Source organism: Phytopseudomonas flavescens (assembly GCF_900100535.1).
GTDB lineage: Bacteria > Pseudomonadota > Gammaproteobacteria > Pseudomonadales > Pseudomonadaceae > Aquipseudomonas > Aquipseudomonas flavescens.
In genome coordinates this window covers 122,135-143,546 of the sequence record NZ_FNDG01000008.1, presented here as the reverse complement: position 1 = coordinate 143,546, position 21,412 = coordinate 122,135, and the positions used below count along the sequence as shown (strand labels likewise).

At 64.4% G+C, this 21,412-nt stretch carries 20 protein-coding genes; 10 read left to right on the top strand and 10 right to left on the bottom strand.

Annotated features, from left to right (window positions below):
* Together BLR94_RS12650 and BLR94_RS12645 are read right to left on the bottom strand one after the other, a co-directional pair.
* Window positions 1-708, bottom strand: a complete 708-nt coding sequence (locus tag BLR94_RS12650) for a 3'-5' exonuclease (RefSeq protein WP_084305193.1) — start codon at window positions 706-708, stop codon at window positions 1-3.
* A complete protein-coding gene (locus BLR94_RS12645) occupies window positions 705-2,636 on the bottom strand; it encodes a putative nucleotidyltransferase substrate binding domain-containing protein (RefSeq protein WP_084305192.1) in 1,932 nt (643 codons plus the stop codon). The genes BLR94_RS12650 and BLR94_RS12645 overlap by 4 nt, the downstream gene beginning before the upstream one ends.
* Before the next feature lie 237 nt (window positions 2,637-2,873).
* Here BLR94_RS12645 and BLR94_RS12640 point away from each other — a divergent pair, with 237 nt between their 5' ends.
* Window positions 2,874-3,914: a glycoside hydrolase family 5 protein gene (locus tag BLR94_RS12640; RefSeq protein ID WP_084305191.1), complete on the top strand. Its 1,041-nt coding sequence runs from the start codon at window positions 2,874-2,876 to the stop codon at window positions 3,912-3,914.
* A gap of 89 nt (window positions 3,915-4,003) precedes the next feature.
* Window positions 4,004-5,047, top strand: a complete 1,044-nt coding sequence (locus BLR94_RS12635; protein WP_084305189.1) for an acyltransferase family protein — start codon at window positions 4,004-4,006, stop codon at window positions 5,045-5,047.
* A gap of 143 nt (window positions 5,048-5,190) precedes the next feature.
* On the opposite strand, the gene BLR94_RS12630 is transcribed toward BLR94_RS12635, so the two are convergent.
* Window positions 5,191-7,368: a malate synthase G gene (locus tag BLR94_RS12630; RefSeq protein ID WP_084305187.1), complete on the bottom strand. Its 2,178-nt coding sequence runs from the start codon at window positions 7,366-7,368 to the stop codon at window positions 5,191-5,193.
* Window positions 7,369-7,675: 307 nt separating this feature from the next.
* Here BLR94_RS12630 and BLR94_RS12625 point away from each other — a divergent pair, with 307 nt between their 5' ends.
* Together BLR94_RS12625 and BLR94_RS12620 are read left to right on the top strand one after the other, a co-directional pair.
* A complete protein-coding gene (locus tag BLR94_RS12625; protein WP_084305185.1) occupies window positions 7,676-8,122 on the top strand; it encodes a GNAT family N-acetyltransferase in 447 nt (148 codons plus the stop codon).
* A 25-nt stretch (window positions 8,123-8,147) separates the two neighbouring features.
* Window positions 8,148-8,666 carry a glycine cleavage system transcriptional repressor gene (locus BLR94_RS12620; protein ID WP_084305183.1) on the top strand — a complete coding sequence of 173 codons (519 nt, stop codon included), beginning with the start codon at window positions 8,148-8,150 and terminating at the stop codon, window positions 8,664-8,666.
* 60 nt (window positions 8,667-8,726) lie between these two features.
* Here BLR94_RS12620 and BLR94_RS12615 read toward each other — a convergent pair whose 3' ends face one another.
* The 7 genes from BLR94_RS12615 to BLR94_RS12585 form a co-directional block, all read right to left on the bottom strand.
* Window positions 8,727-11,159: a TonB-dependent siderophore receptor gene (locus tag BLR94_RS12615; protein WP_084305181.1), complete on the bottom strand. Its 2,433-nt coding sequence runs from the start codon at window positions 11,157-11,159 to the stop codon at window positions 8,727-8,729.
* A gap of 88 nt (window positions 11,160-11,247) precedes the next feature.
* The gene (locus tag BLR94_RS12610; protein WP_084305180.1) at window positions 11,248-12,219 is read right to left on the bottom strand and encodes a FecR domain-containing protein; all 972 of its coding nucleotides are present in this window, start codon (window positions 12,217-12,219) and stop codon (window positions 11,248-11,250) included.
* Window positions 12,216-12,737 carry an RNA polymerase sigma factor gene (locus BLR94_RS12605; protein WP_084305178.1) on the bottom strand — a complete coding sequence of 174 codons (522 nt, stop codon included), beginning with the start codon at window positions 12,735-12,737 and terminating at the stop codon, window positions 12,216-12,218. The genes BLR94_RS12610 and BLR94_RS12605 overlap by 4 nt, the downstream gene beginning before the upstream one ends.
* Window positions 12,738-12,900: 163 nt before the next feature.
* Entirely contained in the window at window positions 12,901-13,785 is an 885-nt protein-coding gene (gene rarD, locus BLR94_RS12600; RefSeq protein WP_084305176.1) for an EamA family transporter RarD, read from the bottom strand.
* 87 nt (window positions 13,786-13,872) lie between these two features.
* The gene (locus BLR94_RS12595) at window positions 13,873-14,847 is read right to left on the bottom strand and encodes a serine/threonine protein kinase (RefSeq protein ID WP_084305174.1); all 975 of its coding nucleotides are present in this window, start codon (window positions 14,845-14,847) and stop codon (window positions 13,873-13,875) included.
* Window positions 14,848-14,915: 68 nt separating this feature from the next.
* A complete protein-coding gene (locus tag BLR94_RS12590; RefSeq protein ID WP_084305368.1) occupies window positions 14,916-15,680 on the bottom strand; it encodes a TOBE domain-containing protein in 765 nt (254 codons plus the stop codon).
* A 58-nt stretch (window positions 15,681-15,738) separates the two neighbouring features.
* Window positions 15,739-16,476, bottom strand: a complete 738-nt coding sequence (locus BLR94_RS12585; RefSeq protein ID WP_084305172.1) for a ComF family protein — start codon at window positions 16,474-16,476, stop codon at window positions 15,739-15,741.
* An 82-nt stretch (window positions 16,477-16,558) separates the two neighbouring features.
* Here BLR94_RS12585 and bioB point away from each other — a divergent pair, with 82 nt between their 5' ends.
* The 6 genes from bioB (at window position 16,559) to BLR94_RS12555 (ending at window position 21,401) form a co-directional block, all read left to right on the top strand.
* Window positions 16,559-17,614, top strand: a complete 1,056-nt coding sequence (bioB, locus tag BLR94_RS12580; RefSeq protein WP_084305170.1) for a biotin synthase BioB — start codon at window positions 16,559-16,561, stop codon at window positions 17,612-17,614.
* A gap of 85 nt (window positions 17,615-17,699) precedes the next feature.
* Window positions 17,700-18,872, top strand: coding sequence for an 8-amino-7-oxononanoate synthase (gene bioF / locus BLR94_RS12575; protein ID WP_084305168.1), 1,173 nt, complete (start codon window positions 17,700-17,702; stop codon window positions 18,870-18,872).
* Complete coding sequence (locus BLR94_RS12570) at window positions 18,872-19,588, top strand: alpha/beta fold hydrolase (protein ID WP_084305166.1); 717 nt, start codon at window positions 18,872-18,874, stop codon at window positions 19,586-19,588. The genes bioF and BLR94_RS12570 overlap by 1 nt, the downstream gene beginning before the upstream one ends.
* A complete protein-coding gene (gene bioC, locus BLR94_RS12565; RefSeq protein WP_084305164.1) occupies window positions 19,572-20,363 on the top strand; it encodes a malonyl-ACP O-methyltransferase BioC in 792 nt (263 codons plus the stop codon). Before BLR94_RS12570 ends, bioC begins: the two co-directional genes overlap by 17 nt.
* On the top strand, window positions 20,360-21,043 hold the full coding sequence (bioD, locus tag BLR94_RS12560) for a dethiobiotin synthase (protein ID WP_084305162.1): 684 nt from the start codon (window positions 20,360-20,362) through the stop codon (window positions 21,041-21,043). Before bioC ends, bioD begins: the two co-directional genes overlap by 4 nt.
* A 91-nt stretch (window positions 21,044-21,134) precedes the next feature.
* Complete coding sequence (locus BLR94_RS12555; RefSeq protein WP_084305160.1) at window positions 21,135-21,401, top strand: hypothetical protein; 267 nt, start codon at window positions 21,135-21,137, stop codon at window positions 21,399-21,401.
* The last annotated feature ends 11 nt before the right edge of the window (window positions 21,402-21,412 follow it).

Sequence of the window (21,412 nt, the reverse complement as noted above, 5' to 3'; positions counted from 1 at the left end):
TCACCAGGATGGTCCCTGCTGACGCTGGCGCCAGCTCTTCAAGCACTGTTGCAGGGCCTTGAGGCTGTCGACCTGCTGCTTGCGGGCGCGGCTGAACAGGATCAGCGCCAGTTCGGCGGTAACCAGGGCGTCGGCGCTGGCGTGGTGGCGTTGCTGCACCTGCAGGTCGAAATGTTTCGTCCAGTCGTCCAGCCCGCCATTGCGGATTTCTGCCTGGGGGCAGAGCAGGGGGGCCAGTTCGGCAACGTCGAAGAAGGCATGGCGCAGGCGCAGGTTGAGGGTGTCCTTCAGGGCGCGGGCGAGCATGCGCTGGTCGAAACCGGCGTGGAAGGCCAGCAGCGGGCTGTCGCCGAGAAACTCCATGAATGCCAGCAGCGCTTCACCCGGCTCGATGCCGGCGGCGATGGCACTGGGTGCCAGGCCGTGGATCAGCACGCTGGCGCTGACCCGGTGATCGTCGCGGTGCAGGGTGCATTCGAATTGCTGGCCAAGCTGGATGGCACCGTTGTCGATGACCACCGCACCGATCGACAGCACCTGGTCGCGCTTCATGTCCAGCCCGCTGGTTTCCAGGTCGAGCACCACCAGGCGTTGCTGCGCTAGCGGTGTTTCATCTGGCCCGGCTGGGGCAGGTAGCGCATCGCGACGGCGTTGCTGTTCAGGGGGCAGGGTCGTGTGGCGGCGGGTCAGCCAGGTGAGTGCGTTCATAACTGGTAGCGTAGCGTCAGGCTGCTTTGCAGGCGCTGGGCCTGGCGAAAGGATTCACGAAGGATGCGCCGGTCCAGGTGGTTGAGGCTGTCCGGGTCGAGGCGGTTGGAATACGGCTGGGACTGGCGCGCCTGCAGCTGGTGCTGTTGCAGTCGCGTCTGCTGGATGAAGTGATAGGCCTCTTCATAGGCCGCACCATCCAGCGGATCGATGACCCCGTGGTCGATCAGTTCGCGCAGGCGCTGCTGGGTATTGCAGGCCTTGACGCCATGGGCCAGGGCCAGCAGGCGGGCGCCGTCGACGAAAGGCGTCAGGCCCTGGGCCTTGAGGTCCAGGGTGTCCTTCTCGGCGCCGCGACGGGCCACCAGGAAATCCCGGAAGCGCCCAACGGGTGGCCGCTGGCGCAGGGCGTTCTCGGCCATCATGCGCTGGAACAGGCGGTTATCGGCGACCTGCCCGAGCAGCTCGTCGCGCAGCGTTTCGCAACCGCAGGCGTCGCCCCACACGGTGCGCAGGTCGAAGTAGATGGTCGAGGCCAGCAGGTTCTCCGGCGAGGCCTCGCGAATGAAACCGGCAAAGCGTTTCGACCATTCCTGGCGCGACAGGCACAACTGCGGGTTGCCCGCCATGATGTCGCCCTTGCACAGGCTGAAGCCGCAGCGTGCCAGGCGTTGATTGATCTCCATGGCCAGCGGCAACAGGCGACCGCGAATCGCCGCCGCTTCCGCGCCGTCCGTGGCCTCGAAGAGAATGCCATTGTCCTGATCGGTATGCAGGGTCTGCTCGCGCCGCCCCTCGCTGCCGAAGCACAGCCAACTGAACGACACGCCGGGGTCGCCCAGGTCTTCGAGGGTCAGTTCGATCACCCGGCACACGGTATGGTCGTTGAGCAGGGTGACGATATGGGTGATCTGGCTGGCGCTGGCACCGTGGGCGAGCATGCGGTCGACCAGCTGGCGTATGTCTTCTCGCAGCGCCTCCAGGGTGTCCACCCGGCCGGCGTGGCGAATGGTGCGGGCCAGGTGCACCAGGTCGACGCGCTGCAGGGAAAACAGGTCGCGTTCGGAAACCACGCCGCACAGCTTGCCCTGTTCCACCAGGCAGACGTGGGCGATGTGCCGTTCGGTCATGGCGATGGCCGCGTCGAAGGCGCTGGCGCTCGGCGGCAGGTGGAACGGCGCCTGGGTCATCAGGCTGTCGATCGGCTGTTCCAGCGAGCTGCCGTCCGCCACTGCGCGGCGCAGGTCACGCAGGGTGAAGATGCCCTGTGGGCGCAGGCCGGGATCGACGATGACGATGCTGCCGACCTGCTGTTCGTGCATCAGCCGCACGGCATCGCGCAGCGGCGTGTGCGGGGCGCAGGAAATCGGCTGGCGCATGGCCAGCTCGCCCAGGCGGGTATCCAGCGAGTACTGCGAGCCGAGGGTTTCCACCGCGCGCATCTGCACCTGCTGGTTGACCTGATCGAGCAGGCTGCTGACGCCGCGCAGGGCGAAATCGCGCAACGGCGTGGATTGCGCGAACAGGCGGGCGAAGGCGGCCTTGTCGAGCAGCAGGCAGAAGGTGTCTCCGGCGGCCAGGTGAGCGGTGCGCGTGGCGCGCTCGCCGATCAGCGCGGCCATGGGGAAGCACTCGCCGCTGGTGATCTCGAAGGTGGTTTCCGTGCCGCGCCGTGCGGAGTGCGGACGCTGGCCGTGTACCCGGCCCTGCTTGACGATGTGCAGGTGCTGCACCGGGCCATCGTCGGGGTGGATGATGGTGTCGCCCTCGCCGTAGAAACGCAGCTGACAGTGTTCGACCAGGTAGGCGAGGTGGGCGGTGTCCATCTGGTTGAAGGGCGGAAACTTGTGCAGAAACTCCATGGTGCCATGGATGTTCTGCTGCACCGCGGTCTTTCCCGCCTGGACGAAGTCGCCCGTTGCTTTCATCACGCGTTTTCCCTGTGTTCTCGTGGCCACATGGTGGCGGTCTGCGCCGGGCATCGACATAGGACGTAAGTCTAGGCCGCTTTGCCTGGCCGCGCGGCCCGCCGCGAAACCGGCCGATTGTCGCGAGATTAGCGCGGCCTGTCGTGAACCTCTGCGACCATTTGGCGTCCTGTTTGTCTGAGATGTTTTTTTAATCCGTAGCGCTTGGTTCACTGGCGCAGACAGAGGAGAGGCAAAATGAACGGCAACCTTCTTGGCCGCGCCGTGGCCCTCGGGCTCGGTGCCGTGCTGGCATGCAGTGTCAGCGCGCAGCAGAAGCCCATCGAACTGATCGGCATCAACGTGGCTGGCGCAGCATTCGCCAGCTCGCACATTCCCGGCAAGCACGGCACCAACTTCTTCTTCCCGCCACCGGGCTACTACGTCAAGTGGCAGCAGAAGGGCATCAGTTGGGTACGCTTCTCCATCCAGTGGGAACGCCTGCAACCGGAGGCCAATGGCGAGTTCGACGAGAGCTACGCCAAGCTGATCGACAAGACCCTGACCGAAGCGCACCAGAGCGGCATCGAGGTGATGCTCGACGTGCACAACTACGGGCGTTACTACGACAAGGTGATCGGCAGCGACGATGTGCCGATCTCCGCCTACAAGAACCTCATGGAGCGTATCGCCGCGCGCTGGGGCAATAATCCCGCGGTGTATTCCTATGACCTGATGAACGAGCCCTATGGGGCGGCCAACAAGTTCTGGCCGGAAGTGGCCCAGGCCGGCATCGACGGGGTGCGCAAGTACGATTCGAAGAACGCGGTGTACGTCGAGGGCGCGCAATATTCCTCGGCGACCCAGTGGCCGAAACTCAACGATGAGCTGCTCAATCTGAAGGACCCGGCGAACAACCTGGTCTATTCCGCACACATGTATATCGACCCTGACAGCAGTGGCAGCTACAAGCAGGCACTGGCGCCCAACCTGGATCCACAGATCGGCGTCAAGCGCATTCAGCCCTTCGTCAACTGGCTGATCGAGCACAACAAGAAAGGCCATATCGGCGAGTTCGGCGTCCCTGCCGACGATGAAAGCGGCCTGCAGGCGCTGGACGAGACCCTCGCCTACCTGCAGAAGCATTGCATCCCGTTCACCTACTGGGCAGCCGGCCCGTCGTGGGGCAAGCACAAGCTGTCGATCGAACCGATCAAGGGCGTCGACCGACCCCAGTGGGCGGTGTTGCAGAAGTACCTGGGCGGCGGTAACTGCACCAGCATCGGTCCGGGAACCTGAGCGCCGGCCGACGCTCTGATCTGTCCGGCGACGTGTTCGCACGTCGCTGTCCCTTCCGCGATACGCCTCTCAGCTCCAAGGACGCTCACATGACGAACCGCAATCTCTGGGTGGATTACGCCAAGGCCATCGGCATCCTGCTGGTGGTCTATGGCCATGTGGTGCGTGGCTTGCTCAACGGCGGCATCATCACCGAGAACGTGGATTTCCACTGGCTGGTGGACAGCGTCATCTACACCTTCCACATGCCGCTGTTCTTCTTCCTGTCCGGGCTGTTCTTCTGGCATTCGCTGAACAATCGCGGCAGCGGCGGTTTGTTCTGCAACAAGATCGATACCATTTTCTACCCCTTCGTGCTCTGGTCGCTGTTGCAGGGCAGCATCGAAGTGGTACTGGCGCGCTACACCAATGGTGGTGTCGGCATGGGCGAGGTGCTGGCGCTGCTGTGGTCGCCACGGGCGCAGTTCTGGTTCCTGTATGCGCTGTTCGCCGCGTTCTGCCTGGCGATCCTGCTCTATCGCAGTTTCTCCACCCGGGCTTTCCTGCCGCTGCTGGTACTCAGTGCGCTGTTCTACCTGTTGCAAACCTGGACGCCGCGGGTCGCCGCGCTGGTGTTCCTGGCGCAGAATTTCGTGTTCTTCGCCCTTGGGGTCTGGTTCAACCAGGTCAGAGACAGCATCGAACCACGTGCTTCGGCATTCGCGCTGGGCAGCGGCCTGGCTTTCGTCGTGGCGCAGTATCTGTTCCATGGCCCGCTCGGCCTCGTTTATACGGATCGCGGTGCGGCCTCGCTGGTAGTGGCCTTCATTGGCATCCTGTTCAGTGTCAGCCTGTGCATGGTGCTGGCGCGCCGCCCGCTGGGCTGGGTACTGACCCTGGGCGCGTTGTCGATGCCGATTTTCCTCATGCATATCCTCGCCGGCAGTGGCATGCGGGTGATTCTGAGCAAGTTCCTGGGTATCAAAGACGACACCCTGCATATCGTCGCCGGCTGCCTGGCGGGCGTGGTGCTGCCGATCATCGCAGCGAAGATTCTCCAGGCGCTGGGTATCAACTGGCTGTACGAGGCACCGAAGCGTTTCTCCGCCTATCGTTGGCAGCAACGTCGGCTGGCGGCGCAGCCGGCAAGATGAAAACCTGGGTATCGCTGCGCTCAACGCCAGGCTACAACCGCGACCCGTCGCCTGTGGTTGAGCGCAGCGATACCCAGGGTCGATGTTTGATCCCGCCCAAAAGAAAACCGCCTTTCGGCGGTTTTCTTCTTTTGCGTTGACGCTCAGCGCGCCAGGCTGGCCTTCAGCTCGCGGCGGCGGCGGTGCAGCACCGGTTCGGTATACCCGTTGGGTTGCCGGGCACCTTCGAGTACCAGTTCCAGGGCAGCCTGGAAGGCGATATTGCCGTCCAGATCCGTTGCCATCGGCCGGTACAGCGGGTCGCCCGCATTCTGTCGATCGACCACCGGGGCCATGCGCCTGAAGCTCTCCAGCACCTGCTCCGCACTGACCACGCCATGGCGCAGCCAGTTGGCCAGCAACTGGCTGGAGATACGCAGGGTGGCGCGGTCTTCCATCAGGCCGATGTCATGAATGTCCGGCACCTTGGAGCAACCCACGCCCTGGTCGATCCAGCGCACCACGTAGCCGAGGATACTCTGGGCGTTGTTGTCCAGCTCGTTGCGGATTTCCTCGGCACTCCAGTCGGTATTCGGCGCCAGGGGAATGCTGAGGATGTCTTGCAGTGAGGCCGGCGTGCGTTTGGCCAGTTCGGCCTGACGGGCGAACACATCGACCTTGTGGTAGTGCAGGGCGTGCAGGGTGGCGGCGGTCGGCGAGGGGACCCAGGCGGTGTTGGCGCCGGCCAGAGGGTGGCCGATCTTCTGCTCGAGCATGGCGGCCATCAGGTCGGGCATGGCCCACATGCCCTTGCCGATCTGCGCGCGGCCCTGCAGGCCGGTGGCCAGGCCGACGTCGACATTGTTGTTCTCGTAGGCGCCGATCCACTTCTCGCTTTTCATGGCCGCCTTGCGCACCACGGCGCCGGCTTCCATGGAGGTGTGGATTTCGTCGCCGGTGCGGTCGAGGAAGCCGGTGTTGATGAACACCACGCGTTCGCTGGCGGCGGCGATGCAGGCCTTGAGGTTGACGGTGGTACGGCGCTCCTCGTCCATGATGCCGACCTTCAGGGTATTGCGCGGCAGGCCCAGTACTTGTTCGACGCGGCCGAACAGCTCGCTGGTGAACGCCACTTCCTCGGGTCCGTGCATCTTCGGTTTGACGATGTACACCGAGCCGGTGCGGGTGTTGGCGCGGCTGTTGTTGCCATTGAGGTCGTGCAGCGCGGCGAGGCCGGTGCACAGCGCATCGAGAATGCCCTCGGGCAGTTCGTTGCCCGCCACGTCGAGTACCGCCGGATTGGTCATCAGGTGGCCGACGTTGCGCACGAACAGCAGGCTGCGCCCGTGCAGGGTCAGCTCGCCGCCGTTCGGGCGCGTATAGACGCGATCCGGGTTCATGGTGCGCGTGAAGGTACTGCCGCCCTTGCTGACCTGTTCGCTGAGGTCGCCCTTCATCAGGCCCAGCCAGTTGCGGTAGACCAGGGTCTTGTCGTCGGCATCGACGGCGGCCACCGAGTCTTCGCAGTCCATGATGGTGGTCAGCGCGGATTCCATCAGCAGGTCTTTCACGCCTGCCGCATCGGTGCTGCCGACCGGACTGTCCGGGTCGATCTGGATCTCGACGTGCAGGCCGTTATGGCGCAGCAGGATGGCGATCGGCGCACTGGCCTCGCCCTGGAAGCCGACCAACTGGTCGGCCTCTCGCAACCCACTGATTTCGCCACCGGCAAGGCTGACCAGCAACGTGTTGCCCTCGATGCGATAGCCGGTGGCATCGGCATGGGAGCCGGTGGCCAGTGGCGCGCTCTCGTCGAGGAAGGCGCGGGCCAGGGCGATGACCTTGTCGCCACGCACCCGGTTATAGGCCTTGCCCTTTTCGGCGCCGCCTTCCTCACTGATCGCGTCGGTACCGTACAGCGCATCGTACAGTGAGCCCCAGCGCGCATTGGAGGCGTTGAGGGCGAAGCGTGCATTCATCACCGGCACCACCAATTGCGGGCCGGCAAGTCGGGCGATTTCCTCATCGACGTTTTCGGTGCTGGCCTGCACCTGATCCGGCTGCGGCAGCAGGTAGCCGATCTGCTCTAGGAAGGCCTTGTAGGCCTCCGGGTCGTGAGGCTTGCCGGCGCGCTCGCGGTGCCAGCCGTCGATCTGCGCCTGCAACCGGTCGCGCTGGTCGAGCAGGGCGCGGTTCTCTGGTGCCAGGTCGCGGAATACGGCATCGGCACCGGCCCAGAACGCATCGGCGTCGATGCCGCTGCCGGGAATGGCTTCGTGGTTGATGAAATCGAACAGCACCTTGGCGACCTGCAGGCCACCGACTTGAATACGCTCTGTCATCTCTCGCCTCTCTGCTTCGCTTAGCCACTGTATCGATGGAACCCTCGATGCTACGCAGGCAGGCCATTGTCAGGGCCGTTGTAGACGGCTACCGGCATCGATGTGGCGTGTCTGGAGATGCTTCGTGAGCGGGGTTTTCCACAACCAGCAGGACTGGGGTTGATTTATGTAGTGGGTATTTTTGGATACTACATGAACGAATCGGGAAAAACAGTCCGGAAATGTTCACCACGACCTTGGTCGTACATCCTCCAGGGCGGTGGCAATGCCGCGACCTATACTGCAGATCAGTTTCGAGGAGTCGATCATGCCGATCAGCGTCGCTACCCTTGCCGATCTCGATGACCTGGTGCCTTTGTTCGCGGCCTATCTGGATTTTTATCGGGTGGACAAGAGCGTGGCAGAAATACGGGCGTTTCTGGCGGCGCGCCTGCAACGAGGCGATTCGACGTTGTTGCTGTCCCGTGACACGTCGGGCAATGCGCAGGGCTTCGTGCAACTCTATCCCCTGTTCGCGTCGCTGGCGCTGAAACCGAGCTGGTTGCTCAGTGACCTGTTCGTCGATGAGTGCACGCGTCGCCAGGGAGTGGGCGAGCGGCTGCTGGACGCTGCCAGGCTGCACGTGCGGGCCAATGGCGGCTGTGGCCTGCAGCTGGAAACGGCAAACAGCAACCTGGCCGCGCAGTCGCTGTACGAGCGCCTCGGCTATGTTCGCGATGCGGTCTTTCACACCTACTGGCTCGATCTGAGCTGAGCCGCCATTGCAAGAGGAAGCCAACATGGATCATCTGATACTGACCGTTATCGCCCAGGATCAACCGGGCCTGGTCGAGCGTGTCGCCCAGTGCGTGGCCAGGCATGACGGTAACTGGCTGGAAAGCCGCATGTCGCGGATGGCGGGGCAGTTCGCGGGTATCCTGCGTGTGGAGGTCCCCGTTGCGTCCCATGGGGCGCTGATGGACGCACTGAACGAGCTGGGCGCCCAGGGCATTCGCGTGCAGCTCGCCTCGGCTGGTGCCGAGCCGGATTGCACCTGGAAGTCGATCCATCTGGATCTACTGGGCAATGACCGTCCAGGTATCGTGCGTGATATCACCCGGCTGCTGGCGGATAACGGCGTCAACCTGGAAAGCCTGGTCACCGAGGTCACCCCGGCGCCGATGAGTGGTGAGCCCTTGTTCCACGCCGAAGCCATCCTGGCGGTTCCTGAAGGCCTGCCGTTGAACACGTTGCAGGCATCCCTGGAAACTCTGGCGGACGATCTGATGGTGGAATTGAAGTTGCGGATGGAAGGCTAGTGGCATCACCAAACGACAAGGCCGCCCACTGGGCGGCCTTGTCGTTGCACGGCTAACTGATCACCACTTGTAGTCGACACTGGCGATCACGCTGCGTGGGTCGCCGTAGTAGCAGTAGAAGCCATCGCAGGTCGACAGGTATTCCTTGTCGAACAGGTTCTTGGCATTCAGTGCAACACTGGCACCTTCAAGTGTACTGTTGAATTTGCCCAGATCGTAGCGTAGCGCGGCGTCGTAGACAGTGTAGGAGCGTGTATGACCGTCCGATGCATCACGTACGAAGCCCATGCTGCCTACGGCAATGTTGTTGGTTTCCCCGATATAGCGCGCCCCGAAACCAACACCAAAGCCGTCCAGTGCGCCGTTATTCCATGTGTAGTCAGCCCAGACTGATGCCTGGTTCTCCGGCGTCAGGGGCAAGGCTCTGTTCTTGTCCCGTGGGTCGCCGACTTTCGTCATCTTGCTGTTCGCGTAGGTATAGGCAGCCGTGATTTTCAGGTTGTCGTTGACGTTGCCCACCGCTTCCAGTTCCAGGCCGCGAACTTGAACTTCTCGAACAGGCTCGGTGGCGCCGGCTGTACTGGTGGTGATGATGTTCTGCCGCTTCAGGTCATAGGCGGCAGCAGTGAACAGCATGTCGCTGCCCGGCGGCTGGTACTTGATGCCCAGTTCATACTGCTTGCCGGTGCTGGGACGGAAGGTGCGACCGCCGCTGCCTCCGGCTTCTGCCTGGAACGATTCGGCGTAGGACACATAAGGCGTAAATCCGGAGTCAAACACGTAACTCAACGCGGCATTGCCACTGAACGCACTGTCGCGACGGCTGTCTTCGGCATTGCCGGCGTTATAGAACGTGGTGTCGGTACTTAACCAGTCCTGGCGTCCGCCCAGGGTCAGGCGCCACTTATCAAGGGCGATCTGATCTTGGATATAGAGGCCTGTGCCGTGGCGTTTCTGGTTGTAATCCTGGAAAGCGGTATAGGACACGTTGCTGAAGTCCTGGCCGTATATCGGAGTAATGATGTTGCTGGCTGGAGCCGAACCGAACAACCATTGGTAATTGGTATTGACCCATTGGTAATCCAGACCGAGCAGCAGGGTGTGTTTCAGTGCGCCAGTGTCGAAATCGGCCTGCAGGTTATTGTCGACCGCAAACTGGCTGATATCCTCATTAACCACATTGGCACCACGCGATAGCGTGCCGTCATCTGCCACCGCGGTTGCGAAGCCACCCGCCGTGATGCTCTGGAATTCCAGGTCGCTCTTCGTGTAGCGCAGGTTTTGACGGAACTGCCATGCATCGTTGATGCGATGCTCGAAGGCATAGCCCAGGGCGTAGTAGGTCTTGTCGTAGAACTCCCAGTTCGGGTCGCCCAGGTTCTTGTGGTAGTCCACCTTGCCGGCCGGGGTCGCCAGCTTGGTGCCCTGCAGCGGGAGGAACTGGCTGGTGGTGCCGGTATCGTCGCGATTGAACTGGCTGAGAAAGGTCAGCTTGGTGTCATCGGATATATTCCAGGTCAGGCTGGGGGCCAGGTTATAACGCTGGTCGTCGATATGCTCGATGGCGGTACCGCTGTCGCGTACTACCCCACCGATGCGATACAGGAAACGACCGTCATCATCCACGCGGCCGGTACTGTCGAAGCTGATCTGCTTGTGCTGGAAGGTGCCGACCTGCAGTTGCACCTCATTGCTGCTGACATCCTCCGGGCGCCGGCTGACCATATCCAGCAGGCCGCCGGGAGGCGTTTGGCCGTATACCGAGGAGGCCGGGCCACGCAGCACGGCGACGCGCTCCAGGTTCCAGGTTTCCAGCTTGGGCATCACGTAGGTGCCCTTTGGCAGTGGCAAGCCGTCGAGTACCTGGATCGGTTCGAAACCACGGATTTTCATCCACTCCGCACGGCTGTCACTGCCATAGCTGCTGGCGATCACGCCGGGCATGTAGCGGACGGCGTCATCCAGATTCTGCACCTTGCGGTCCTGCATCTGCTCACGTGTCGCCACGGAGATGGAACGTGGTGCTTCGAGGATCGCGGTATCCGTCTTGGTACCAGCCGCCGTGCGGGATGCCAGGTAGCCCGTGGTCGGGCCCCATGCGCTTTCGCCGTTGCTGTTGGCGCTGATGCTGGTTTCCGGCAAGGCCAGCGCGGCGCTGTCCGTCACCGGCTGCACGCTGTAGGTACCCGCCGTGCCCGGCACCAGCATCAGACCGGTACCGGAGAGTGCCTGGCGCAGGGCGCTGGCGGTGTCGAACTGCCCTTGTACCGGCTGGGCGGTCTTGCCTGCGGTCAGGCTCGGCTCGATGCTCAGCACCACCCCGGCCTGGCCGGCGATCTGGCTGAGTGAACTGGCCAGCGGAGCCGCAGGCAACTGATAGGTGCGCACGGCGGATTCGGCTGACTGGGCCTGGCTGAACATCGGCAGGCTGGCCAACGCCATGGCGGCGACCAGCATGCTCGGGCGGAACGGGGTACGGCTGAACATCGACATCGCGGGCAGCTCCTGGTAGGAAATGAGTCTCGATTTCCTAATGCCGAAGCAGATGCAGAAAGTGATAGGGCCGCCGTGAAAAATAGGCTTACTGCGAGCTTGGCGCCTGCGGCACGATCCTGATCCACCAATCGGTGTAGCGTTTCACCTCCACCGGCAAGCTTGCCGGAAGTGCGGCCAATGCCAGATCCAGGTCGCGCAGCGGGAAGCTGCCGCTGATGCGCAGGTCGGCGATAGCGTCGTCGACACCCAGGTGGCCGTTCTGGTAGTCGCCCAGTTGCTCCAGCAGGTCGGCCAGGCGGACGTTCTCCACCACTAGCATGCCGTGCATCCAGGCGTCCGCGGCGGGCGGCGCGGGTAGGCTGGCGCCCAGGGCGCCGCTGCTCATCGACACCTGCTCACCCTGCTGGATGATCCGCTCGCCCGTGGCGTAACGCGGCTGTGCGGCCACGGCCGACTGCAGCACGATCAGTTGAGTGCCCTGGCCTGTTTCGCGCACCAGAAAGCGGGTGCCCAGGGCGCGCAAGGTGCCATGCGCCGTCTCGACCAGGAACGGGCGTGGGTCGCCATGGGCGGTTTCCACGAGAATCTCGCCACTGCGCAGGAACAGTCGACGCTCTTTGGAGTTCAAGTCGATATCCAGGGCGCTGCGGCTGTTCAGGCGTAGCCGGCTACGATCCGCCAGCTGCAGTTCCCGCTGTTCGCCGGCAGCCGTCATCTCATCGGCCAGCCAATCGCCCAGGGGGCGCTGTTGGTGGAGCAGGCCAAGGCCCAGCACGCCGACCAGCAACAGGCCGAGCAATCCGCCCGCGTTGCGCCTGCGGCTGGTTGCCGGGCGCCGCAGCAGTGCATTGCGTGCGGCGGGGGCCGCCGCGACGGCGAGTTGTTGATCCAGCCCTGTCAGCTGTTTCCAGGCGCGTACATGTTCGGGGTCGTTGGCCAGCCAGCGCTGGAACTCCATCTTTTCCCGTTCGCTGGTCCTGCCCGAATCGAGACACAGCTGCCAATCGATGGCCGCCTCCAGTACCCGATTGCTGACCGGCGCAGAGGCGGCGATCATGCCGTGGGTTCTCCGTACAGCGCGATGTAACACTGTCGTACCGCCTGGGCGAGGTACTGGCGTACTCGTGGAACCGACACGCCAAGGCGCTCCGCGATCTCGGCATGGCCAAGGCCGTCCAGGCGGTTGTAGAGGAAGGCGCTGCGCGCCTTGAGCGACAGCGTGCCGAGCAAGCGGTCTATCTCGCGCAGCGCTTCGAGTACCAGCGCCTGTTCTTCCGGGCTGACGTACAGGGTTTCAGGGGTGCGGCTCAGTTCCTCCAGGTACGCGCGTTCAACGGCGTTGCGGCGGAAATGGTCGATCAGCAGACCACGGGCGATGGTGCCGAGCAGGGCGCGAGGTTCGCGCAGCTGCTGCAGGTCGGGCTTGCCGAGTACCCGGACGAAGGTGTCCTGGCTGAGGTCCTCGGCGCGCTGGGGGCAACTCAGGCTTTTGCGCAGCCAGCCGAGCAGCCAGTCGCGGTGATCGCGATAAAGCTGTCCCGTCAGTTGCTGATGCGTGGATTCCCCGACCGACACACGTCACTCCGCGAATAAGGAGAAATAAAGCGATAACTATTCGCATATGATTGCAGGATGCAACTACGCCCTGCAATCGCTGGTGGTCGGATTTTTAGGGGGCGCTCATCGGTCGACGGCGGCAGGCATCCGCGCAGCGAATGCCTGCCTCCATCAGCCGTTGCTAGGGCTTGCGCAGGGTCAGCCAGGCATCGATGCTGTAGACCGCCAGGCCTGCCCAGATGAACAGGAAGGCCACCAGCTTGCCTGGGTCGAAATGCTCATCGAAAACGAATACCGCCAGCAGCAGTACCAGGGTCGGTGCGACGTATTGCAGGAAGCCCAGGGTGGTGTAGGGCAGGTGGCGCGCCGCGGCGTTGAAGCACACCAGCGGAATCAGCGTGACGGGGCCGGCCGCCATCAGCCACAACGCTTCGCTAGTGGTCCAGAATGCCGCTTGGCTGCTCACCGCCGTGGGGTGTAGAAGAATCCAGCCGATGGCCAGCGGCAGTAACAGCCAGGTTTCCACCACCAGCCCGGGCAGCGCGGCGACAGGCGCCTTCTTGCGAATCAGTCCGTAGGTGGCGAAGCTCAGCGCCAGCGCCAGCGACACCCAGGGCAAACTGCCGACTTGCCACAGTTGCTGGGCGACGCCGGTTGCGGCCAGGCCAACGGCGATCCACTGCAGGCGGCGCAGTCGCTCACCGAGGATCAGCATGCCGAGCAGTACGTTGACCAGCGGGTTGATGTAATAACCCAGGCTGGCCTCGAGCATGCGCCCGTTGTTCACCGCCCATACGTAGACCAGCCAGTTGCCGGCGATCAGCGAGCCACTGATGGCCAGTACCGCGAAGCGCCTGGGGTGGGCGAGCAGCTCACGCAGCCAGCCCGGGTGCTTCCAGACCAGCAGCAACAGCGCGCCGAACACGGCAGACCAGAGCGCCCGATGGACGATGATTTCCACCGGCGGAACCGCCTGGATCGCCTTGAAATAGAGCGGGAACAGGCCCCAGATGACATAGGCCGAGAGGCCCAGGATGTAGCCGCGGCGCAGGTCTGCGGTGGCCATGCAAGTTCTCGTGGAGGTGGGGAGGAACGCATCATTCTAGTGCGGGAGTTGTCCGTGCGTTCAGTTTTTATCGCCCGCAGTGACGGTTCAAAACAGTTTCAGCGGCTCTTCATCCAGCGCCGAGAGCTGTTCGCGCAACATCAGGATCTGCTCGCCCCAGTAGCGTTCGCTGCCGAACCAGGGGAAGCTCTGTGGAAAGGCCGGATCGTCCCAGCGCCGCGCCAGCCAGGCGCTGTAGTGCATCAGCCGCAGGGAGCGCAGGCCCTCGATCAGCGGTAGCTCGCGGGGGTTGAAGTCGTGGAATTCCTGATAGCCGTCGACCAGCTCGGCGATCTGGCCGAGCCGCTCGTGGCGTTCGCCGGCCAGCATCATCCACAGGTCCTGGATGGCAGGGCCCATGCGGCAGTCATCCAGGTCGACCATGTGAAAGGTCTCGTCGCGGCACAGCAGGTTGCCCGGATGGCAGTCGCCGTGCAGGCGGATCGCCTGCACGGGGTTTTGCGCGAACAGTTGATCCAGGCGCTTGAGCAGATCGCGGGCCACCGACTCGTAGGCGGGCAGCAGGCTGCGCGGCACGAAGTTGCCCTCCAGCAAGGTCGCCAGGGAGGCATGGCCGAAGTTGTCGACCCGCAAGGATTCGCGGTGCTCGAACGGGCGCAGCGAACCGACCGCATGCAGGCGCCCGAGCAGTTGCCCGAGTCGATACAGCTGATCGAGGTTGCCGGGCTCGGGTGCACGTCCGCCACGGCGCGGAAACAGCGAGAAGCGAAAACCGGCGTGCGCGAACAGGGTTTCGCCATCGCGTTGCAATGGCGCCACCACGGGCACATCGCAGTCGGCCAGCTCAGCGCTGAAGGTATGTTCTTCGCGGATCGCCGCATCGCTCCAGCGACCCGGCCGGTAGAACTTGGCGATCAGCGGGGTTTCCCCCTCGATGCCGACCTGATAGACGCGGTTCTCGTAGCTGTTCAACGCCAGCACGCGGGCGTCGCTGAGATAGCCAAGGCTCTCGACGGCATCCAGTACCAGGTCAGGGGTGAGGGCTGCGAAAGGGTGGGACATGGGCGGCTCCGTCGGTTGGCCGCAGAGTGTAACGCCTGGGGACGCACGCCACGGCGACTATTCGAACGTCAGACCTGCGTGCCCAGCAGCACCTGGCTGGCGGCGAACTGGGCGCGTACCGGGCTACCTGCCATCAGCCCCTGCCTGTCGAGCTGTTCGGCACAGGCCAGGGCACACAGCGTTTGCCCGTTGGGCAGGGCGATGCGCACTTCGCCGGGGCCATCGGCCTCGGGCAGAATCCGCTCGATCGTCCCCAGCAACGCGTTGAGCGTCGGATCAGCAGCCTGGCCTGGCTGGCTGAGCTGCAGCCAGCCGGCCTTGATCAGCACCATCAGGGGCGCCCCGGGCTGCAGTTGCAAGTGCGCGGTGCTGCTGCGGGTGATCTGCGCCTGGATCAGCGAGCCGCCGGGCAGCTCGATCTCGATCAGGTCGTTGCCGCCTTGGGGCTGGATCGTCCGTACCCGCCCGCTGAGCTGGTTACGTGCGCTGGTACGCAGCATCAGGCGACCGAGCACGTGCAGGTCGACATCGTTTTCGACGGCCTGCAACACCTCGGCCTGTATCGCCTGCAGACGTTGGTGCAACTGCAGCAGGCGTTCACCGACCGGCGTCAGGCGTGCGCCGCCACCGCCCTTGCCGCCCACGCTGCGTGCGACGAGCGGTTGATCGGCCAGATTGTTCAGCTCATCGATGGCGTCCCAGGCCGCCTTGTAGCTCATGCCTGCGGCTTTGGCCGCGCGGGTGATCGAGCCCTGCGCGGCAATCTGTTCGAGCAGGGCGATGCGTTGTGGACGGCGGGTCACGTGTTGGGCAAGCAGCGAGAGGGTGGTCATGGGCTGGGCAGCGGTAAGCACGGCGGCCGGCCACTGTGCGCGACGTCCCAGCCCGTCGTCAATGATCGCCCGGCGCGGGCGTGCGGGCCAGGCAATAGACATCCACGCGGCTCGCGCCGGCGCGGATCAGCAGGCGGGCGAGTTCCTGCGCCGTGGCCCCCGTGGTCAGTACGTCATCGACCAGGGCCACGTGCCGCGCCGTTACCTGCGCCCCGGGCCGTACCCGAAAGGCGCCGCGCAGGTTGCGGCGGCGGGCGGCCGCATCGAGCCGCTGCTGGGCCGGGGTGTCGCCAATGCGCTCCAGCCAGTCGCTGCGCTGGCGAATCTGCAGCGCCTGCCCGACCACCTGGGCCAGCATCTGTGCCTGGTTGAAGCCGCGCTGGCGCTGGCGTCTGGATGAAAGCGGCACGGGCAGCAACACTTCTGGCCGGGGCAGCCCTTCGCTGAAGCCGTGCGCCAGATGGCGAGCGAGCAGGTCGCCAAGCAGCCGGCCGATGGGCCAGCGAGCCTGATGCTTGAAGCGGTTGATCAGCGCATCGATCGGGAATTCATAGCGCCACGGCGCCTCGACCTTGCCGAACGCCGGAGGGCGTTTCAGGCAATTGCCGCAGACAAGCCCGTCGACGGCAAGGGGCAGCGCGCAGACCTGGCACTGCGGACCGAGCCATGGAAGCTCGTCGTCGCACTGCGTACAAAGTGGCAGGCGCCTGTTAACGGCCTCATCGCAGAGCAGGCAGGTCTGTTTTATTTTTAACCAGTTGTAAACTCTAGTTAAGTTGCGTGGTTGACAGTGCATGGCGCTTCCTTAACTATGCCGCACATCCGTGTTGGGTCTGCTTCGACTGTAGCAGGCCGCCTGTAGATAAGGACTCGCCCCCATGAGCGCTAGTACCGCTGCCACCCTGCGTCACGATTGGAGCCTGGCTGACGTCCGGGCACTGTTCGAACAACCGTTCAACGACCTGCTGTTCCACGCCCAGAGCGTGCACCGTGCGCACTTCGACGCCAACCGCGTGCAGGTCTCGACGCTGCTGTCGATCAAGACCGGTGCCTGCCCGGAGGACTGCAAATACTGTCCGCAGTCCGGTCACTACAACACCGGCCTGGACAAGCAGAAACTCATGGAAGTGCAGAAGGTGCTGGAGGCCGCCGCCGAGGCCAAGGCCATCGGCTCGACCCGCTTCTGCATGGGCGCGGCCTGGAAGCACCCGTCCGCCAAGGACATGCCCTACGTGCTGAAGATGGTCGAAGGCGTCAAGGCCCTGGGCCTGGAAACCTGCATGACCCTGGGCAAGCTCGACAAGGAGCAGACCGCTGCCCTGGCCGAAGCGGGCCTTGACTACTACAACCACAACCTCGACACCTCGCCAGAGTTCTACGGCAGCATCATCACCACCCGTACCTACAGCGAGCGCCTGCAGACCCTGGCTTACGTGCGTGACGCCGGCATGAAGATCTGCTCCGGCGGCATCCTCGGCATGGGCGAGTCGCTGGATGACCGCGCCGGCCTGCTGATCCAGCTGGCCAACCTGCCGGAGCACCCGGAGTCGGTGCCGATCAACATGCTGGTCAAGGTCGAGGGCACGCCATTGGCCAACGAGGAAGATGTCGATCCCTTCGACTTCATCCGCATGCTGGCGGTGGCGCGCATCATGATGCCGAAATCCCATGTGCGTCTCTCCGCCGGCCGAGAGGCGATGAACGAGCAAATGCAGGCCCTGGCATTCTTCGCCGGCGCCAACTCGATTTTCTACGGTGAAAAACTGCTGACCACCGCCAACCCCCAGGCCGACAAGGACATGCAACTGTTCGCACGCCTCGGCATCCAGCCGGAAGCGCGCGAAGAGCACGCCGACGAGGTGCATCAGGCCGCCATCGAGCAGGCATTGGTCGAACAGCGCGATTCCCGGCTGTTCTACGACGCCGCGGTCTGAGAACAGCCACAAGTGACAAGCGCCGCGGTGCGATCTGGATGGTTGCGCCGCTTGCAGCTTGTGGCTTGCAGCCTGGAGCTTTTACATGCCTTTCGATCTTGCCGCTCGCCTGGCCGAGCGTCGTGCCGCCGATCTCTATCGCCAGCGGCCCTTGCTGGGCAGCCCGCAAGGGCCGCTGGTGGAGGTGGACGGCCGCCCGTTGCTGGCGTTCTGTTCAAACGACTACCTCGGCCTGGCCAACCACCCGCTGGTGGTCGAGGCCTGGCGCGCCGGCGCACGACGCTGGGGCGTCGGTGGTGGTGCTTCGCATCTGGTGATCGGCCACAGCACGCCGCACCATGAATTGGAGGAGGCCTTGGCCGACTTCACCGGGCGGCCTCGTGCGCTGCTGTTCTCCACGGGCTACATGGCCAACCTGGGGACCGTCACGGCCCTGGTCGGCAAGGGCGACACGGTGCTCGAAGATCGCCTCAACCATGCCTCGTTGCTGGATGCCGGCCTGCTCAGCGGCGCGCGCTTCTCGCGCTACCTGCATAACGACAGCGGCAGCCTCGCCACGCGCCTGGACAAGGCCGAGGGCAATACCCTGGTGGTCTGCGACGGTGTGTTCAGCATGGACGGCGACGTGGCGGATTTGCCTGCATTGTGCGCCGAGGCCCGTCGCAAGGATGCCTGGCTGATGGTCGATGACGCCCATGGTTTCGGCACCCTGGGCGAAACGGGCGGCGGTGTGGTCGAGCATTTCGGCCTCGGCCTGCGCGACGTGCCGGTACTGGTCGGCACCCTTGGCAAGGCGTTCGGCACCGCCGGCGCCTTCGTCGCCGGCAGCGACGACCTGATCGAGGCGCTGGTGCAGTTCGCGCGGCCGTACATCTACACCACCAGCCAGCCGCCGGCGTTGGCCTGTGCCACCCTGAAGAGTCTCGAGCTGCTGCGCAGCGAGCACTGGCGGCGCGAGCACCTGGCCACGCTGATCCGCCGCTTCCGCGAGGGCGCCGCGAGCATAGGCCTGCGACTGATGGACAGTGACACGCCGATCCAGCCGATCCTGATCGGCGACAGTGGCCGCGCCGTCGCCTTGTCTCAGGCGCTGCGCGAGCACGGCCTTCTGGTCACCGCGATTCGCCCGCCCACCGTGCCGGCTGGCAGTGCACGGCTGCGGGTCACCCTGTCTGCCGCCCATGAACTCGCCCACGTCGATCGCCTGCTGCAGGCTCTCGCCGATTGCCGGGCGCATTTGCCAGGAGCACCGCGGTGATGGTCGAACGGCTGATCCTGCTGCCCGGCTGGGGACTTGGCTGTGCACCGCTGCAGCCGCTGGTCGATGCGCTCGGTCCCGGGCTGCAGGTCGATATCGAGCCGCTACCATTGCTCGAGCATGGGCAACTGGAATGGTGTCTCGACCGGCTGGACGAGCGCCTGCCCCGTGGCGCCTGGCTGGGGGGCTGGTCCCTGGGCGGTATGCTCGCCTGCCTGCTGGCCGCGCGGCGTGCTACGGATTGTCCCGGCTTGCTGACACTGGCGAGCAATGCCTCCTTCGTTACCCGCGATGACTGGCCTGCCGCGATGCCGGTGAGCACCTTCGAGGCGTTTTACTCTTCATACCGGCAGCACCCGACGGCAACCCTCAAGCGCTTCGCTATGCTGTGCAGCCAGGGCGCTACCGATGCCCGGGGGCTGTCCCGCACGTTGCTGGCACAGGCAGGCGGCGACTCTCTGGCTGGGCTCGACCTGCTCGCAACGCTCGATACCCGCTCCGCGCTGTCGCAGTTCGAGGGGCCGCAGCTACACCTGTTCGCCAGCGCCGATGCGTTGGTGCCGGCCGGGGCCGCAGCCGCCGTTCAGGCCGTGCAGCCGGCAGCCGCGGTGCGCAGTGTCGAAGGCGCGAGCCATGCCGTGGTGATGGAGCGCCCCGGGCAAGTAGCCGCCCTGCTGCTCGGGTTCATGGAGGCGCAGCGTGGACGAGCGGCCTGACAAGCGCCGTGTGGCGGCTTCCTTTTCCAGGGCCGCTGGCAGTTATGACAGCGTTGCCGAATTGCAGCGCGATGTGGGCCGCCGATTGCTGTGGCGCCTGCCGTCGTCCACCCAACCGGGGCGCTGGCTCGACCTTGGTTGTGGTACCGGCCACTTCAGCCGGGTACTGACCGAATGGTTTCCCCTCGCCCAGGGGCTCTCGCTGGACATCGCCGAAGGCATGTTGCACCACGCCCGGCAGCAAGGCCGTGCACACAACTACCTGGCCGGAGACGCCGAACAGTTGCCGTTGCGCGACCAGAGCTGTGATCTGATTTTCTCGAGCCTGGCCTTGCAGTGGTGCGCCGACTTCCAGGCCGTGCTCGGCGAGGCACGCAGGGTCTTGCGACCGGGCGGCGTGCTGGCGTTCAGCAGCCTGTGCGTCGGTACCTTGCAGGAATTGCGTGACAGCTGGCAGACCGTGGACGGCTTCGTGCACGTCAACCGCTTTCGCCGTATCGAAGACTATCAGGCGCTGTGCGCCGCCAGCGGCCTGCAGGTGCAGGGCTTGCAGCTTCAGGCGCACCGCCTCCACTACCCGGATCTGCGCAGCCTCACCCACGGCCTCAAGGCACTGGGTGCCCACAACCTGAATGCCGGTCGCCCGGCTGGGCTGACGGGGCGTGCCCGTCTGCGTGCGCTCGCCGATGCCTACGAGCAGCAGCGCCAGCCGGAGGGTCTGCCTTGCACCTACCAGGTCGTCTATGGCGTGCTGCAAAAGGAATTTCGCTCATGAGTGCAGCTTATTTCGTCACGGGTACCGACACCGAGATCGGCAAGACCACCATCGCTGCCGGCCTGTTGCATGCGGCCCGTGCCGCCGGGCTGTCGACGGCGGCGGCCAAGCCGGTGGCCTCCGGCTGTCAGCTCACCGCCGAAGGGCTGCGCAACGATGATGCCCTGGCACTGCTCGCCCAGTGCAGCCTGCCGCTGCGCTACGAAGAGGTGAACCCCAGGGCCTTCGCGGCGGCCATCGCGCCGCATCTGGCCGCCCGCGACGAGGGGGTGCTGCTCGAGGTCTCGCAGTTGCAGGCAGCGGTTCGGACGATTCTCGACAAGGGGGCTGACTTCACCCTGGTCGAAGGGGCAGGGGGCTGGCGCGTGCCCCTGACCGGTACGGCCACTTTGTCCGATCTGGCTGGCGTACTGGCGCTTCCGGTCATCCTGGTGGTGGGTGTGCGCCTGGGTTGCATCAACCACGCGGTGCTGAGCGCCGAGGCGATTCGGCGAGACGGGGTGCCACTGGCGGGATGGGTGGCCAATGTCGTCGATCCGCATACGGCACGGCTGTCTGACAATCTCGAGACCCTGAGCCAACGCCTTTCGGCGCCTTGCATCGGCCAGGTGCCGCATCTCTCATCGGCCTCGCCGGAGCAGGTGGCCCGGTACCTGGATTTATCGCGATTGCTGCTATAGCAGTGGGTATATCCTAGTTTTTTGGTTGTACGTTTTTTAAGCGGCTTCTGCTTAAATACACGTCACGCAGTTCCTGCAGCAGGAGACGTCCATGCAGATTTCATCCACCAGCGCATTCACCGCTGGCGTCAATACCATTCAGTCCGGTCAGCGTCGCGTCGAGCAGGCTGCCGGTGACATCGCCAGTGCGCCGGTGACAGCCGAGCGTGCCCAGGCCAATGAGCCGTCCGCTGCCCGCTCGGACATAGCCGACAGCATGGTCGAGATGCGCGTCGGTCAGTACGAAGCCCAGGCGGGCGCCCGGGTCGTGGCAACCGCGGACAAGGTGCTGGGCACCTTGATCGACGTTACCGCCTAAATCGCAGCGCC